This window comes from Buttiauxella sp. S19-1, assembly GCF_022134725.1.
Classification (GTDB): domain Bacteria; phylum Pseudomonadota; class Gammaproteobacteria; order Enterobacterales; family Enterobacteriaceae; genus Buttiauxella; species Buttiauxella ferragutiae.
In genome coordinates this window covers 17,161-30,215 of sequence record NZ_JAHWLU010000053.1, presented here as the reverse complement: position 1 = coordinate 30,215, position 13,055 = coordinate 17,161, and the positions used below count along the sequence as shown (strand labels likewise).

Sequence of the window (13,055 nt, the reverse complement as noted above, 5' to 3'; positions counted from 1 at the left end):
CACTGCTGTTATGTTTCATAGATGTAAATAGCATGTGAATACTTTAGGTAGCAAAAATAGTCATTCGGGCAAAATGGTCATGTTCTGTGATGGTTCTCAATAAAAACGCCGGAAATAAAACGATTTCGCGGCAACTCAGAAAGTTGAAAATGACCGTTTTCAGCGTGCTCACCTGAAAACGGTCATCAAAGGGGAATTACAGCAGTTGGCTGGCGGTCGGGTAGTCGGTGATCAGCACATCGATATAACCGCCGTGCAGCGCACCACGAATGGCATTAGCCTTGTCATTTCCGCCTGCAAGCGCCACTACATGCGGGCAGTCGCGAACCTGGCTCAGTTCCATGCCGATAACCGGATCTTCTTCTTTGCTCAAAACCGGCTCGCCCTGCGCATTGAAATAATGCAGGCAGATATCCCCGACTGCACCGCGCTCGGCCAGGGTTTTCAGCATCGCTTCGCCATAATAGTTGCCCGAATTTTTCAGCAGCTGGGACGGCTCAAGCTCACCGATACCGAGAATAGCCACGTCCACTTCGGCGAATTTATTCACCACTTCGGCGACATCATCGCTGGCGACCAGTTTTGCTCGCTCTTCAACGGAATGCTCAATACTTTGCGATGGCAGCAGCCAGGCCGGGCAATCGAGTTGTGCCGCCAGGTTTTGCGTCAGAATGGTTGCTTGCACGTTACCGTTCGGCCCCACGCCACCGAGCAGTTGAATCACGCCGCGCGCTTTAATGCTTTGCGGGTGCAATTCATCGACCATCGCACGAATGGTCGAACTCCAGGAAGAGATACCGACCAAATCGTTTGGCCGCAAACGCGTTTCGACATAATGCGCGGCAGCACTGCCAATCGCATGCTTGATTTGCGCGGCGGGTGCCGACTCGTCGACATCCACCACAATCGCCTGGCGAATACCGTATTTTTTCTCCAGCGCCTGTTCGAGCGAGAGAAAAATATTAGCCGGCTGGATAACACTGATTTTTACCACGCCCTCTTTTTGGCAGCGTGTGATAGCGCGTGAGACAAATGACTGCGACAGGTGCAATAGCCCGGCAATCTCCGACTGCTTCATCCCTTCTACAAAGTAGAGCGTCGCGATCTTGACCAACAAACGTTGTTCGTCCTGCTTTGACATGAGCGCCTCCTGTTTCTCTACCTGATATTTTTATTCAACCCTGCATAAATAACAAGACAGCATTCCTTTTGCCGTTAATTCGTACGATTTGTGATCACATTCGCCTTTTTATCATTTTGATCGATTCCACATGGACAGAACCATAAGCGGGGCATATCGTTACATTGAATAATAAATCATGTTTGAATATATATTCAATGTGGAGATAAAAATGAAATTTACCCTACTGAAGACCTCACTCGTTGCTGCACTGCTTGCTTCATCTGCCAATCTCTATGCCGCTGATAACGGGCTGATTGCCATTATTACCCCATCGCATGACAACCCATTCTTTAAAGCTGAAGCCGACGGCGCGATGGCGAAGGCAAAAGAGTTGGGCTACACCACGCTGGTCGCCTCGCATGACGATGACGTGAACAAACAAAACCAACTGATTGAAACCGCCATCGCCCGTAAAGCGAAAGCGATCATTCTCGATAACGCCGGTGCAGATGCCACCGTCGGCCCGCTGGAAAAAGCGAAAGCCGCCGGAGTACCGACGTTCCTTATCGACCGTGAAATCAACAAAACCGGCGTGGCCGTGGCGCAGATTGTTTCCAATAACTATCAAGGTGCGCAGTTGGGTGCTGATAAATTTGCCAAATTGCTTAACGGCAAAGGCAAATATGTTGAACTGCTGGGCCGCCAGTCAGATACCAACGCCCATGTGCGTTCACAGGGCTACCACGACATTCTCGACGACTACCCGGATATGAAAATGGTGGCGCAGCAAACCGCTAACTGGAGTCAGACCGAAGCCTTCACCCGCATGGAGTCCATTTTGCAGACTCAGCCCGACATCGTTGGCGTGATCTCCGGTAACGACACCATGGCGCTTGGCGCAGAAGCCGCCTTAAAAGCCGCCGGGAAAACCAATGTCATCGTGGTGGGTTTTGACGGTAGCGACTACGTGCGCGATTCGATTATCGCGAAGAGCAATATCAAAGCCACCGTGCTGCAACCCGGTTGGGAACAAGCACAAATGGCCGTGGTGCAAGCCGATTTCTACCTGAAAAACGGCAAACCGCAATTGCAGGAAAAACAGCTGATGGACTGCGTATTAATCGACGACAGCAATGCATCCCAACTGAAAACCTTCAAGCTGGCTAAGTAATTCTGGAGGCTGTATGGCGCTCAAACAATGGGGTATTGGCCTGTTATGTTGCAGTGCCCTGTTGCTCACTGCCTGCCGGGTGGTGGATCTGGATGAAAACGGGCAACCGATTATTCCTCCCGATCCGAATGCGAAAGCGAGTTTCGCCAACCAGACACCCGCGCAGATAGCGCAACAAACCTGGAACAACAAAGTGATGACGCCTGCGCAGACCCATGCGCTGGACAGCAGCGCGCTGAAAACTCGTGCCGCCAGCGCCAATAACGAAAGCGTATTCGTGAAGGTTCAGGGCAAAGTCGACAGCGTTTCTCTGGATAACGAACGTGAACGCACATTGACCGTCACTGTTAATGATCAGCCACTGCAAGTGCAGGTCGGGCCGATGATTCGCGGTAACGCCATTCGCGACGCCACCGGCTACAAGTTCGAAGATTTCACCAACCAGGTGCAGTTTGCGCAGCTCTCAAAAGCCTACAACCGCGAAGCGGCAAAACACTTGCCGACAGTAGATGAAAGCTGGCAACAACAACCCATCACGGTGGTGATGGCCGTCACCCTGCGCAACGGTACCTTGAGCGATGCCGCAGCAGTTTCACTGGAACGGGGGCAACCATAATGTCGCAAGATCCGATCATTCTGCACACCCGTGGTATTTCGATGCTGTTCCCCGGCACCGTGGCGCTGGACAACATTGATTACAACGTCTGGCGCGGCAAAGTGAACGTCATCATCGGTGAAAACGGGGCGGGCAAATCGACGCTAATGAAGATTCTGGCGGGCGTTCAGCAACCAAGTGTGGGTGAAATCCGTCTGAATGGTGAAGTGGTGCAGTTTAACAGCACGCGCCAGGCCGCCGCACATGGCATCGGCATGGTTCACCAGGAGCTGAACCTGTTCGAAAACCTGACCGTTGCCGAAAACATTTTCCTCGGGCGCGAACTGCAACACGGTTTGTCGCCGATTGATGAAGCCACGCAGCAGGCACGCAGCGCGGAATTGCTCAAGCGTCTGGACCAGCCGATTTCGCCGAAAGAGATTGTGGCAAACCTGAAAGTCGGCCAACAGCAACTGGTTGAAATCGCCAAAGCACTGGCCGAAGACGCCGACATCTTAATTCTTGATGAACCGACTTCAGCGTTAAGTAAAACCGAAGTGGAAATTCTGTTCCGGGTGATTCGCGAACTCACCCGCCAGGGCGTCACCATTATTTATATCTCGCATCGTCTGGAAGAGTTAATGGCGATTGGCGACGTGATAACCATTTTACGCGATGGCAAATTCCAGGCCGAAGCGCAGGTGTGTGATATCGACGTGCCATGGATTGTGCGCGAAATGCTCGGCAGCGAACCAGTATCCAGTTTCCTGAAACCCGGTCGCAATTTTGGAGCAGCAATACTTGAGGCCGAACACATCACCTGCGTCAATTCTGCGGGAAACACTGTGGTGAACGACGTCAGTTTTCAGGTACGCGCAGGTGAAATCGTCGGCATTTATGGGCTGATGGGCGCCGGGCGCACGGAATTGTTCGAATGCCTGTTGGGTACACAACGCAATTACCTCGGCAAATTATGGCTCGACAGCAAACCGGTGCCACCGCGCCTTGCCACCGCCGAACGCATCCGTATGGGAATGAGTCTGGTGCCGGAAGACCGTAAACGTACCGGGATTTTCCCGATATCGTCGGTCGCCAGCAACCTGACGATTGCCAGTTTATGGCGGCGTTTACAGCGAGGTTTTGCGATTTCGCAGCTTGATGAAACGGCGGTGGTCGCCAGCACTATTGGCAACCTCTCCATCAAGGTTTCATCGCCGGATGTGGAAATTCAGGCGCTGAGCGGCGGGAACCAGCAAAAAGTGGTGATTGGTCGTTCACTGCTGACCAACCCGAAACTTCTGCTGCTCGATGAACCGACACGGGGAATAGACGTGGGTGCCAAAGCCGACGTGTTCCGCATGATGGTTCAGCTCTCGGAGCAAGGGATTGCGGTGGTGTTTTCCACCTCCGATCTCAAAGAGATCATGGCGGTTTCCGACCGCATTCTGGTGATGTCAGGCGGGAAAATTACCGCTGATATTCCCCGCGAACACGCCGAAGAATCGGCATTGGTTTCCGCTAGTGCACAAGGGTTCTGATATGAAAACGAATGATACTGTCGCGCTCAACGCCAGACCAGGCTCGCCGTTTAGCTCGCGGGAAAATCTGCTGCTGTTACTGCTCAAACTCCGCACCTTTATTGCGCTGTTTTTGATTGTCGGCTTCTTCGCCATCATGGTGCCGGATTTCCTCGCCATGGGCAGCCTGGTGATCATGATTAAACACATTGCCATCAACGCCTTTCTGGCACTCGGCATCACCTTTGTCATCATCACGGCGGGCATTGATTTGTCGATTGGCGCCACGCTGGGGCTGTGCGGCATGATTGCCGGTTGGCTGATAACCAAAGGTATTGTGCTGCCGATGTTCGGCATCGCTATCTTCCCAAGTGTGTGGGTGATTGTGCCGCTGGTGCTGCTGGTTGGCGGGCTGATTGGCGCGGCCAACGGCTGGATTATCACCCGCTACAACGTCGCGCCGTTTATCTGCACCCTGGGCACCATGTACATCTTGCGCGGGGCCGCCATGTTGACCTCGGGCGGTGAAACCTTCCCCGGACTTTCCGGTAACCCACAACTCGGCAATACCGGTTTTGACCTGATTGGCTCCGGCACGCTGTTCGGTATTCCGTGGGCTATCTGGATGATGATTGTGCTGGCCGTCGCCATTGCCTATGTCGCCCGCAGCCTGCCCTTTGGCCGCCATGTTTACGCCATTGGCGATAACGAACGCGCCGCTGAACTGTCCGGCGTCAAAGTCCGCCAGGTGAAAATTTGGGTCTACACGCTGTCCGGTTTTTGCGCCGCCATCGCCGGGATTGTGGTTTCCGCGCAGCTGGTTGCCAGCCACCCGGCAAACGGCACGGCCTTTGAGATGAACGCCATCGCCGCTGTGGTGCTCGGCGGAACGTCGCTGGCAGGCGGGCGCGGCACCATTCTTGGCACCCTCGTCGGCGCATTCGTGATTGGCTTCCTGGCTGACGGCCTGGTGATGATGGGCGTAAGTGAGTTCTGGCAAATGGTCATCAAAGGCATCGTGATTATTGTGGCGGTCATCATCGACCAGATGCAAAACCGCATGCAGCAAAAAGCGGCGGTCGTGGCCCAGAAAGCCATCATGGAAAGTAGCGGGAAAGTGTAGCGCATCACAAATCCTCAACGGCGGGTATTTTTTTACCCGCACGGAATAATTATTCATCTATGATTTTTAATGCAAGGGGTAACACTATGAATCCGTTCGCACTGTCAGTTACGGATCTGGAAAAGAGAGCACGCGCCGTCCGTCGCCGCATCGTCCTGCTCAATGCCAACAGCCCGGCAGGCGGCCATACCGGGGCGGATTTATCGCAGGTAGAAATCTTAACCGCCCTGTACTTCCGGATACTGAATTGTTCGCCGCAACTGATTAACAGCGACGAACGTGACATCTACATTCAGTCCAAAGGCCATGCGGTGGGTGGTTATTACTGTGTGCTGGCTGAAGCCGGGTTTATTCCCGTGGAGTGGCTGCCGACTTATCAGCATGCCGACTCTCACCTGCCCGGCCACCCGGTGAAACACAAAACGCCAGGTGTGGAACTTAACACCGGCGCTCTGGGCCACGGTCTGCCAGTCGCCGTTGGCATTGCGCTGGCCGCCAAACGCAACAACAGCAAGCGCCGCGTCTTTGTGGTGACTGGCGATGGTGAACTGGCCGAAGGCAGCAACTGGGAAGCCGCACTGGTCGCGGCGCATTACCAGCTCGATAACCTGATCATTATTAACGACAAAAACAATCTGCAACTCGCGGGTTCGACCAAAGACATCCTCAACACTGACCCGCTGGATGAAAAATGGCGCGCGTTCGGCATGGAAGTGACCGAGTGCCGTGGCAATGACATGGCTGATGTGGTCGCCACCCTTGAAGGGTTACAGCCGCACGGCAAACCGCACGTCGTGATTGCCAACACCACCAAAGGCGCGGGCATCTCCTTTATTCAGGGGCGCGCAGAATGGCACCACCGGATACCGAAAGGTGACGAAATCGAACTGGCGCTGGAGGAACTGAAAGATGAGTAATAGCGAACACCTGGCAACCGTAATGGTGAATGCCTTTATTGACGCGGTCGAACGCGGCGTAGACCTGGTGCCGGTCGTTGCCGACTCAACCTCTACGGCAAAAATATCCCCCTTTATAAAACAGTTTCCGGACCGGCTGGTAAACGTCGGGATTGCCGAACAGACACTGGTGGGAACGGCGGTTGGCCTGTCAATGGGCGGGAAAATAGCCGTCACCTGCAATGCGGCTCCGTTTTTAATCTCGCGCGCCAATGAGCAGATCAAAGTCGACGTTTGCTACAACAACAGCAACGTCAAACTGTTTGGACTCAATGCCGGAGCCAGCTACGGCCCGCTTGCCAGCACTCACCACAGCATTGACGACATCGCCGTGTTGCGCGGTTTTGGCAACATCGAAATCTATGCACCGTCCTGCCCGATTGAATGCCGCCAGATTATTGACTACGCGCTTGAGCATGTTGGCCCGGTTTATATTCGCCTCGATGGGAAAGCCCTGCCGGAACTGCACGATGCGGATTACCAGTTCAAACCAGGAGCAGTTGAGCAACTGCGCGAAGGCGACGATGTGGCCTTAGTGGCAATGGGTTCAACGGTGCATGAAATCGTTACGGCTGCGGCACAACTCGCCGATTTAGGTATTAATGCAGCGGTGATCAACGTTCCATCTATTCGCCCTTGCGATACCGCGCAACTTCTCACCATGCTTAAAAATTCACGCCATGTGATAACCGTTGAAGAGCACAACGTGAATGGCGGCGTCGGCAGCCTGGTCGCGGAAGTGTTAGCGGAAGCCGGGTGTGGCATCCCTTTGTTGCGGCTCGGGATTGCAGACGGTAGCTATGCTATTGCGGCGGATCGCAAGGAGATGCGTGCTCATCATGGAATTGATGCCGCAGGGGTCACACGTTCCGCCACCGCGCTTTGCAAAGGAGCATAGCCATGTCCAGCCCGGTAATTCTGGCTATTGATGAGGGCACCACCAACGCCAAAGTGGTGGCGGTGAATAGCAACGGGGAAATCTGTGCCCGTTGCAGTGTCGGCGTGGCAATGACGCACCGGGCACCAGGGCTTGCAGAGCAAGATCCCGTTGCGCTGTGGCGCGCCGTTTGCGAAGCGCTGAGCGGCTGCCTGCAACAACTTGGCTCCGCCACCATCGCAGGCATTGCGATAAGCAACCAGCGTGAATCCGTGTTGGTGTGGCAGCGCCATGGTGGTAAACCACTCACGCCCGTCGTCAGCTGGCAGGATCGCCGCTCAGAACAAACGTGTGAGCAACTTTTAGCGCAGGGCCATGGCGAGCTTATCACCCGTCTAACTGGCCTGCCCGTCGACCCATTATTCCCGGCGGCGAAAATCCGCGCCCTGCTCGACGCCATTCCAGACGGTGTGAAACGTGCCGCAGCGGGTGAGCTGTGTATCGGAACCATCGATTCCTGGTTGAACTGGCAACTGACTGCCGGACACTCGTTTACCACCGACTACTCGAATGCCGCTCGCACGCAGCTGTTTAATATTTACCGGGGCAAATGGGACGACGAACTGCTGCAATTATTCGGCATTCCGCGTGCGGCACTTGCTGAAGTGCGCCCTTCTGCCGGGCATCATGGCGAAGTGCAAATCAACACCATTCCAGGCTTGCCGATCGGTACGCCGGTGCTGGCACTGATCGGTGATTCACATGCGGCACTGTACGCCCAACGCAGCGTTTGCGGGCAGGTGGTGAAAGCCACTTATGGTACCGGCTCGTCATTGATGCTTTCGCTTCCCGAACCGGCAAACCGCAGCAATCGCCTGAGCACCACGCTTGCCTGGCACGACGGCGAGCTGAATTACGCGCTGGAAGGCAACATCACCCATACCGGCTCGGGTGCCGCATGGCTTGGGAAAATGCTGGGCATCAGCGATCCGGCAGAACTGACCCGGCTTGCGCAATCCGCAGAAAGTAACCAGGGCGTCTATTACGTGCCTGCGCTTTCAGGACTGGGTGCGCCGTGGTGGGATTTACACGCGCGCGGCATGATTTGCGGCCTGACGGACGCCGCCACCCCTGCAGTGCTGGCGCGAGCCGCACTGGAGTCGCTGGTCTATCAAATTGCCGATGTCTTTTTCGCCATGGAACAGGCAATCGGTCAACGGATCGAATCGCTGTGCGTTGATGGCACCGCCACCCAAAATCGCTGGTTGATGCAGTTGCAGGCTGATGTGCTGCAACGCCCGTTAATCATTCAACCCGCAGCTGAAATCTCCGCACTCGGCGCAACGCTGTTAGCCGGAAAAACCCTTGGTTGGTGGCAAGACGGTACACCGCTTGCCGCACTGGCCCACTGTGGCGAGCGTTTGCAGCCACGGGCAGAACAACAAAAAGCAATGCAACAAAACTATAAACAGTGGCTTGAAGCCGTGGCCCGCTGCCGCTTTGTGCCGAATTAACTTTTACTGGAGTGAAGCCATGTCTCGTATCCCAAAAGAATTAACTTTCGGCGTTATCATCGGAAACCGCGGGTTCTTCCCGAGCTATTTAGTGGCGCAAGCGCACGAACAGGCCGAAGCGCTGTTTGGCAAACTGGGTATCAAAACCGTGATGTTAAAAGATGGGCAAACGCATCTCGGCGGTGTCGAAACCCGCCAGGATGCCAAAGTATGCGCCGAACTGTTCCGCCAGCATCGTGACGACATTCATGGTGTAGTGGTGTTATTGCCAAACTTTGGCGATGAAAAAGCGGTGGCAGAAGCGATTCGCCTTTCCGGTTTGAAAGTCCCGGTGTTAATCCAGGCTGAAGAAGACAATCTTGACAAAATGGGCCTGGCGACTCGCCGCGATAGCTTCTGCGGGAAAATTTCCCTGTGTAACAACCTGCGCCAGTACAACATCCCCTTCACGCTCACCACGCAGCATGTGTGTGCGTTAAGCGGTGAAGTGTTCGAACAAGATTTACAGCGTTTTGCGCAAATCTGCCGGGTGGTGAAATCGATGCAGGGCGTGCGCATCGGGGCGATTGGTGCGCGCCCGGCCAGTTTTAACACCGTGCGCTATAGCGAAAAGCTGCTCGAAAAAATGGGCGTGGCGGTGGAAACCCTCGACCTGTCTGAAATCTTCACCCGCATCAAACATATCAGCGATGACGATCTGCGGGTGCATGAGAAGCGTGGCATCTTAATTGAAAACGCTGACGCCAGCGGGATCCCAGCCGATAAGTTAACCCAAATGGCAAAACTATTTGTGGTGATCAGCGAATGGGTGGTGGCAAACGACATCGACACCACCGCGATCCAGTGCTGGACCTCGCTTCAGGAAAACCTCGGCATTAACGTTTGCTCGATTATGAGCGTGATGTCCGGGCAGTTAATGCCGAGCGCCTGCGAAGTGGACGTGATGGGCGCGTTGTCGATGTATGCCCTCGCCAGCGCGTCGCTTAACCCGGCCTCGATTGCCGACTGGAATAACAACTTCGGCGACGATCGCAACAAATGCGTGCTGTTCCACTGCGGGAACTTTGCCAGCAGCAGCCTGGAATCTCCGTCGATGGGTACCGCCGATATCATTGGCACTACGGTCGGCAAAGAAAACACCTGTGGCGCGGTGCATGGGCGCCTGAAAAGCGGGCCGCTGACCTACTTCCGTCTGTCATCGGATGATTTTACTGGCGAAGTGAAAGCCTATGTTGGCGAAGGGCAATCGGTTGACGATCCGTTAGATACCGTCGGCTGCCGTGCGGTCATTGAAGTGCCACATCTGGAGAATTTACTGGCGTGGATTTGTAATAACGGTTTTGAGCACCACGTCGCCATGAACCACTCAGCGACGGGTGCGGTGTTACAGGAAGCGTTCAACAAGTATTTAGGGGTGAACTGTTACCAGCATCGTTAAGGTGAAAACGGTGGATGGCGCATTCGCTTATCCACCCTACAAACAACAAATGCGCTTCTTGTGTTGATTTTGTAGGGCGGATAAGCGCAGCGTCATCCGCCGAAATCACTCATATTGATAAACCACGCTCGTGCATCCACTGTGCCAGCGCGGCATCACTGGCGAGAACTTCCCAGGCATTAATCACGGCCAGCGGAATATCTACGTGGGTAATAAAGTCACGTCCGTTTGGCCCGTAGCCCTGCGCATCATCTCTGATTCGCGGGATTTCCCCCAGCGCCAGCGAAATGTAACGCTCAACCGGCCATAATCCTTTTTGATGCGGACGAAATACAGTCTGGGTTTCGTCACTGACCAGCAACGGCACAAACCCCGGCCAGCTGCGCCACTGTGGTTGATGTGCATCATTCTGCCAGGCACGTTCAAATGTCGCGACGGTACGGCGCTGCATGGTGGGATCTTGAATAACGATCGCGCTCGCAGGTGTTATTTTCAGCGTTTGCATCAAGTCATAAGTGAAGCGTGCGTTCTCGCCGCAGTTGGTGGACTTCTCTTCCGTCAGCACTTTTTCAGCGGGGATCTTCCAGAACTGGGTAGCAATATCTTTGATGATTGCAGCTTCAGCGCGCCCGGTGGTTGGGATAGTGTTATAGCGCGGATGTTTAGCGATGGCTGCGTATAAAAAGGTTGTGGAATGCCCAATACCGCCGGTAATGAGCAGCGGCAGTTCGCTGTTAGCTGCAAGCTCGCAGGCCGCATCAATGGTGGGAATGACGGCATTGCCTGCGAGAATAATCAGTTCGCCATCAGTCACCGCGGGCAGTGCATCAAACTCATTGTGAGAAAGCCACTCGCCCAATGTATTAATGGAACCAATGGTCGTGGCCTGCAAAGCTGGAAATGTTGTCGACAACATAACCCCTCCTTGTTAAAAACCAGCGCACATCATACCGCAGGCCGCGCCGTTACTGTATAGGGTTGCTCTGAGACTTCAATAAGCGTGGCGAAAACGGTGGATGACGCTGGCGCTTATCCACCCTACAAAACCGTTTTTCATAGGTCATACAGCAGCGTCATCCGACAAACTTGTTTAGGTGAGCTTATAAACCCGCGCTTCCCACGGATGCAGCCGATACAGTTCATCCACCTGCGGGTAATTCCCCAGCACACATTCGGCCCATTCGAGCGCTAATTCCTCCCCCGTCCAGCGCGCCGATTTCCCCGACATATTGCACAGCACCACGAATTCCGACTCTTCAAGCACACGTCTATAAGCATAAATTTGTTCGTGGTCTTCCAGCTCCAGCTCGTAGCGCCCATAAATTAACGTGTGCTCTTGTTTACGCAGTTGAATCAACGCGCGATAAAAACTCAGTACCGAATCCGGGTCTTGCTGCTGGCTGGCGATGTTAATCATTTCATGGTTAGCATTCACCTTAAACCACGGTGCGGCATCGCTAAAACCGGCGTTTGGCCAGCCATTCCACTGCATCGGCGTGCGCGAATTATCACGCCCGGTATTGGTGAGGAACGCGATGATTTCAGCTTCACTTTTGCCCTGAGCTTCCAGCTCGCGCCACATGTTTTTCGCAGAGACATCATCAAAATCGTCCAGCCCCTCGAAGCGGGTATTGGTCATGCCAATTTCCTGGCCCTGATAGATAAACGGCGTCCCTTGCATTAAGAAATAGAGTGCTGCAATGCAGGTCGCACTTTCCCGCCAGTGGTGCTCGGTGTCACCCCAGCGCGAAGTAATGCGCGTCAGGTCGTGGTTTTCCACATACAACGCATTCCAGCCTCTGCCTTCCAGCGCTTGCTGCCAGGCGGTGAAGATCTTTTTCAGGACCGCCGGTTCCGGGCGCAAACCGGCCTCTGGCTCCCATAAACGCACGTGTTCAAACTGGAACACCATATTGAGCCGCCCACGATGTTCGCCCACCCACTCTTCAGCATGTTCGGAATTCAGGCCGTTCACTTCCCCAACCGTTACGATGTCGTAATGCTGAAATACCTGCTCACTCATATCGTCCACATAGTCGAGCAACCCGTCATAATTGAGATGGCTTTTCATTGATGGCGCATAACGCAGTTTGTCGGGGTTCGGCGCGTCGGCAAGCGTCGGTTCTTTTTTCATATGGCAGATGGCATCAATACGGAAACCGTCGATGCCTTTATCCAGCCACCAACGCATCATGTCGTACACCGCGCGGCGTACATCGTGGTTTTCCCAGTTCAGATCCGGCTGGCGACGGGTAAACAGATGCAGGTAATACTGTTCGGTGTGCGGGTCAAATTCCCAGGCTGAACCTTTAAAAATCCCTTCCCAGTTATTGGGTTCCGCCCCATTTTTACCATCGCGCCAGGTGTACCAGTCACGTTTCGGGTTATCACGTGAGGAACGCGATTCAAGAAACCACGGATGTTCATCGGAAGTGTGGTTAACCACCAGGTCGATAATCAACCGCATCTCACGCGCGTGGGCTTGTTCCAGCAGGCGGTCGAAATCCGCCATGGTGCCAAATTCCGCCATGATTTGCTGATAATCGCTGATGTCGTAACCGTTATCATCGTTAGGCGATTTGTACATCGGGCAGATCCAAATGAGATCGATGCCTAGATCTTTGAGGTAATCGAGCTTTTCAGTGATGCCGTTCAGGTCACCAATGCCATCACCGTTGCTGTCCTTAAAACTGCGCGGATAAATCTGGTAGGCCACCGCCTCTTTCCACCAGCTCGCCATC

Annotated in this window: 11 protein-coding genes; 8 read left to right on the top strand and 3 right to left on the bottom strand. The window is 54.2% G+C overall.

Annotation, left to right across the window (positions count from 1 at the left end; all coding sequences use genetic code 11):
• Positions 1-196: 196 nt before the first annotated feature.
• Complete coding sequence (locus MES37_RS13280) at positions 197-1,141, bottom strand: sugar-binding transcriptional regulator (protein WP_121813395.1); 945 nt, start codon at positions 1,139-1,141, stop codon at positions 197-199.
• 211 nt (positions 1,142-1,352) lie between these two features.
• On the opposite strand from MES37_RS13280, the gene MES37_RS13275 reads away from it, so the two are divergent.
• The 8 genes from MES37_RS13275 (at position 1,353) to MES37_RS13240 (ending at position 10,314) form a co-directional block, all read left to right on the top strand.
• Positions 1,353-2,294, top strand: coding sequence for a D-ribose ABC transporter substrate-binding protein (locus tag MES37_RS13275; protein WP_237931698.1), 942 nt, complete (start codon positions 1,353-1,355; stop codon positions 2,292-2,294).
• Between the two features lie 13 nt (positions 2,295-2,307).
• Positions 2,308-2,910 carry a DUF2291 family protein gene (locus MES37_RS13270; protein WP_237931696.1) on the top strand — a complete coding sequence of 201 codons (603 nt, stop codon included), beginning with the start codon at positions 2,308-2,310 and terminating at the stop codon, positions 2,908-2,910.
• On the top strand, positions 2,910-4,427 hold the full coding sequence (locus MES37_RS13265; protein ID WP_237931694.1) for a sugar ABC transporter ATP-binding protein: 1,518 nt from the start codon (positions 2,910-2,912) through the stop codon (positions 4,425-4,427). The genes MES37_RS13270 and MES37_RS13265 overlap by 1 nt, the downstream gene beginning before the upstream one ends.
• Before the next feature lies 1 nt (position 4,428).
• Positions 4,429-5,529, top strand: a complete 1,101-nt coding sequence (locus MES37_RS13260; RefSeq protein ID WP_237931692.1) for an ABC transporter permease — start codon at positions 4,429-4,431, stop codon at positions 5,527-5,529.
• A gap of 86 nt (positions 5,530-5,615) precedes the next feature.
• On the top strand, positions 5,616-6,446 hold the full coding sequence (locus tag MES37_RS13255) for a transketolase (RefSeq protein WP_064546992.1): 831 nt from the start codon (positions 5,616-5,618) through the stop codon (positions 6,444-6,446).
• Positions 6,439-7,383, top strand: coding sequence for a transketolase family protein (locus MES37_RS13250; RefSeq protein WP_064546993.1), 945 nt, complete (start codon positions 6,439-6,441; stop codon positions 7,381-7,383). Before MES37_RS13255 ends, MES37_RS13250 begins: the two co-directional genes overlap by 8 nt.
• A 2-nt stretch (positions 7,384-7,385) precedes the next feature.
• On the top strand, positions 7,386-8,876 hold the full coding sequence (locus MES37_RS13245; RefSeq protein ID WP_237931690.1) for an FGGY family carbohydrate kinase: 1,491 nt from the start codon (positions 7,386-7,388) through the stop codon (positions 8,874-8,876).
• 19 nt (positions 8,877-8,895) lie between these two features.
• Complete coding sequence (locus tag MES37_RS13240; RefSeq protein WP_237931688.1) at positions 8,896-10,314, top strand: L-fucose/L-arabinose isomerase family protein; 1,419 nt, start codon at positions 8,896-8,898, stop codon at positions 10,312-10,314.
• A gap of 109 nt (positions 10,315-10,423) precedes the next feature.
• Here the strand turns inward: MES37_RS13240 and MES37_RS13235 are convergent, their stop codons facing one another.
• Together MES37_RS13235 and MES37_RS13230 are read right to left on the bottom strand one after the other, a co-directional pair.
• Positions 10,424-11,230 (bottom strand): YdcF family protein, encoded by an 807-nt coding sequence (locus MES37_RS13235; protein ID WP_237931686.1) that lies wholly within the window; start codon positions 11,228-11,230, stop codon positions 10,424-10,426.
• A 174-nt stretch (positions 11,231-11,404) separates the two neighbouring features.
• The gene (locus MES37_RS13230; RefSeq protein ID WP_237931684.1) at positions 11,405-13,054 is read right to left on the bottom strand and encodes a glycoside hydrolase family 13 protein; all 1,650 of its coding nucleotides are present in this window, start codon (positions 13,052-13,054) and stop codon (positions 11,405-11,407) included.
• Position 13,055 lies beyond the last annotated feature (1 nt).

Bases quoted from the DNA above. Each gene is read 5' to 3' on its own strand.
- MES37_RS13260 (WP_237931692.1), top strand. From the start codon at position 4,429: ATGAAAACGAATGATACTGTCGCGCTCAACGCCAGACCAGGCTCGCCG.
- MES37_RS13235 (WP_237931686.1), bottom strand. From the start codon at position 11,230: ATGTTGTCGACAACATTTCCAGCTTTGCAGGCCACGACCATTGGTTCC.
- MES37_RS13255 (WP_064546992.1), top strand. From the start codon at position 5,616: ATGAATCCGTTCGCACTGTCAGTTACGGATCTGGAAAAGAGAGCACGC.
- MES37_RS13240 (WP_237931688.1), top strand. From the start codon at position 8,896: ATGTCTCGTATCCCAAAAGAATTAACTTTCGGCGTTATCATCGGAAAC.
- MES37_RS13250 (WP_064546993.1), top strand. From the start codon at position 6,439: ATGAGTAATAGCGAACACCTGGCAACCGTAATGGTGAATGCCTTTATT.
- MES37_RS13270 (WP_237931696.1), top strand. From the start codon at position 2,308: ATGGCGCTCAAACAATGGGGTATTGGCCTGTTATGTTGCAGTGCCCTG.
- MES37_RS13245 (WP_237931690.1), top strand. From the start codon at position 7,386: ATGTCCAGCCCGGTAATTCTGGCTATTGATGAGGGCACCACCAACGCC.
- MES37_RS13275 (WP_237931698.1), top strand. From the start codon at position 1,353: ATGAAATTTACCCTACTGAAGACCTCACTCGTTGCTGCACTGCTTGCT.
- MES37_RS13280 (WP_121813395.1), bottom strand. From the start codon at position 1,141: ATGTCAAAGCAGGACGAACAACGTTTGTTGGTCAAGATCGCGACGCTC.
- MES37_RS13265 (WP_237931694.1), top strand. From the start codon at position 2,910: ATGTCGCAAGATCCGATCATTCTGCACACCCGTGGTATTTCGATGCTG.
- MES37_RS13230 (WP_237931684.1), bottom strand. From the start codon at position 13,054: ATGGCGAGCTGGTGGAAAGAGGCGGTGGCCTACCAGATTTATCCGCGC.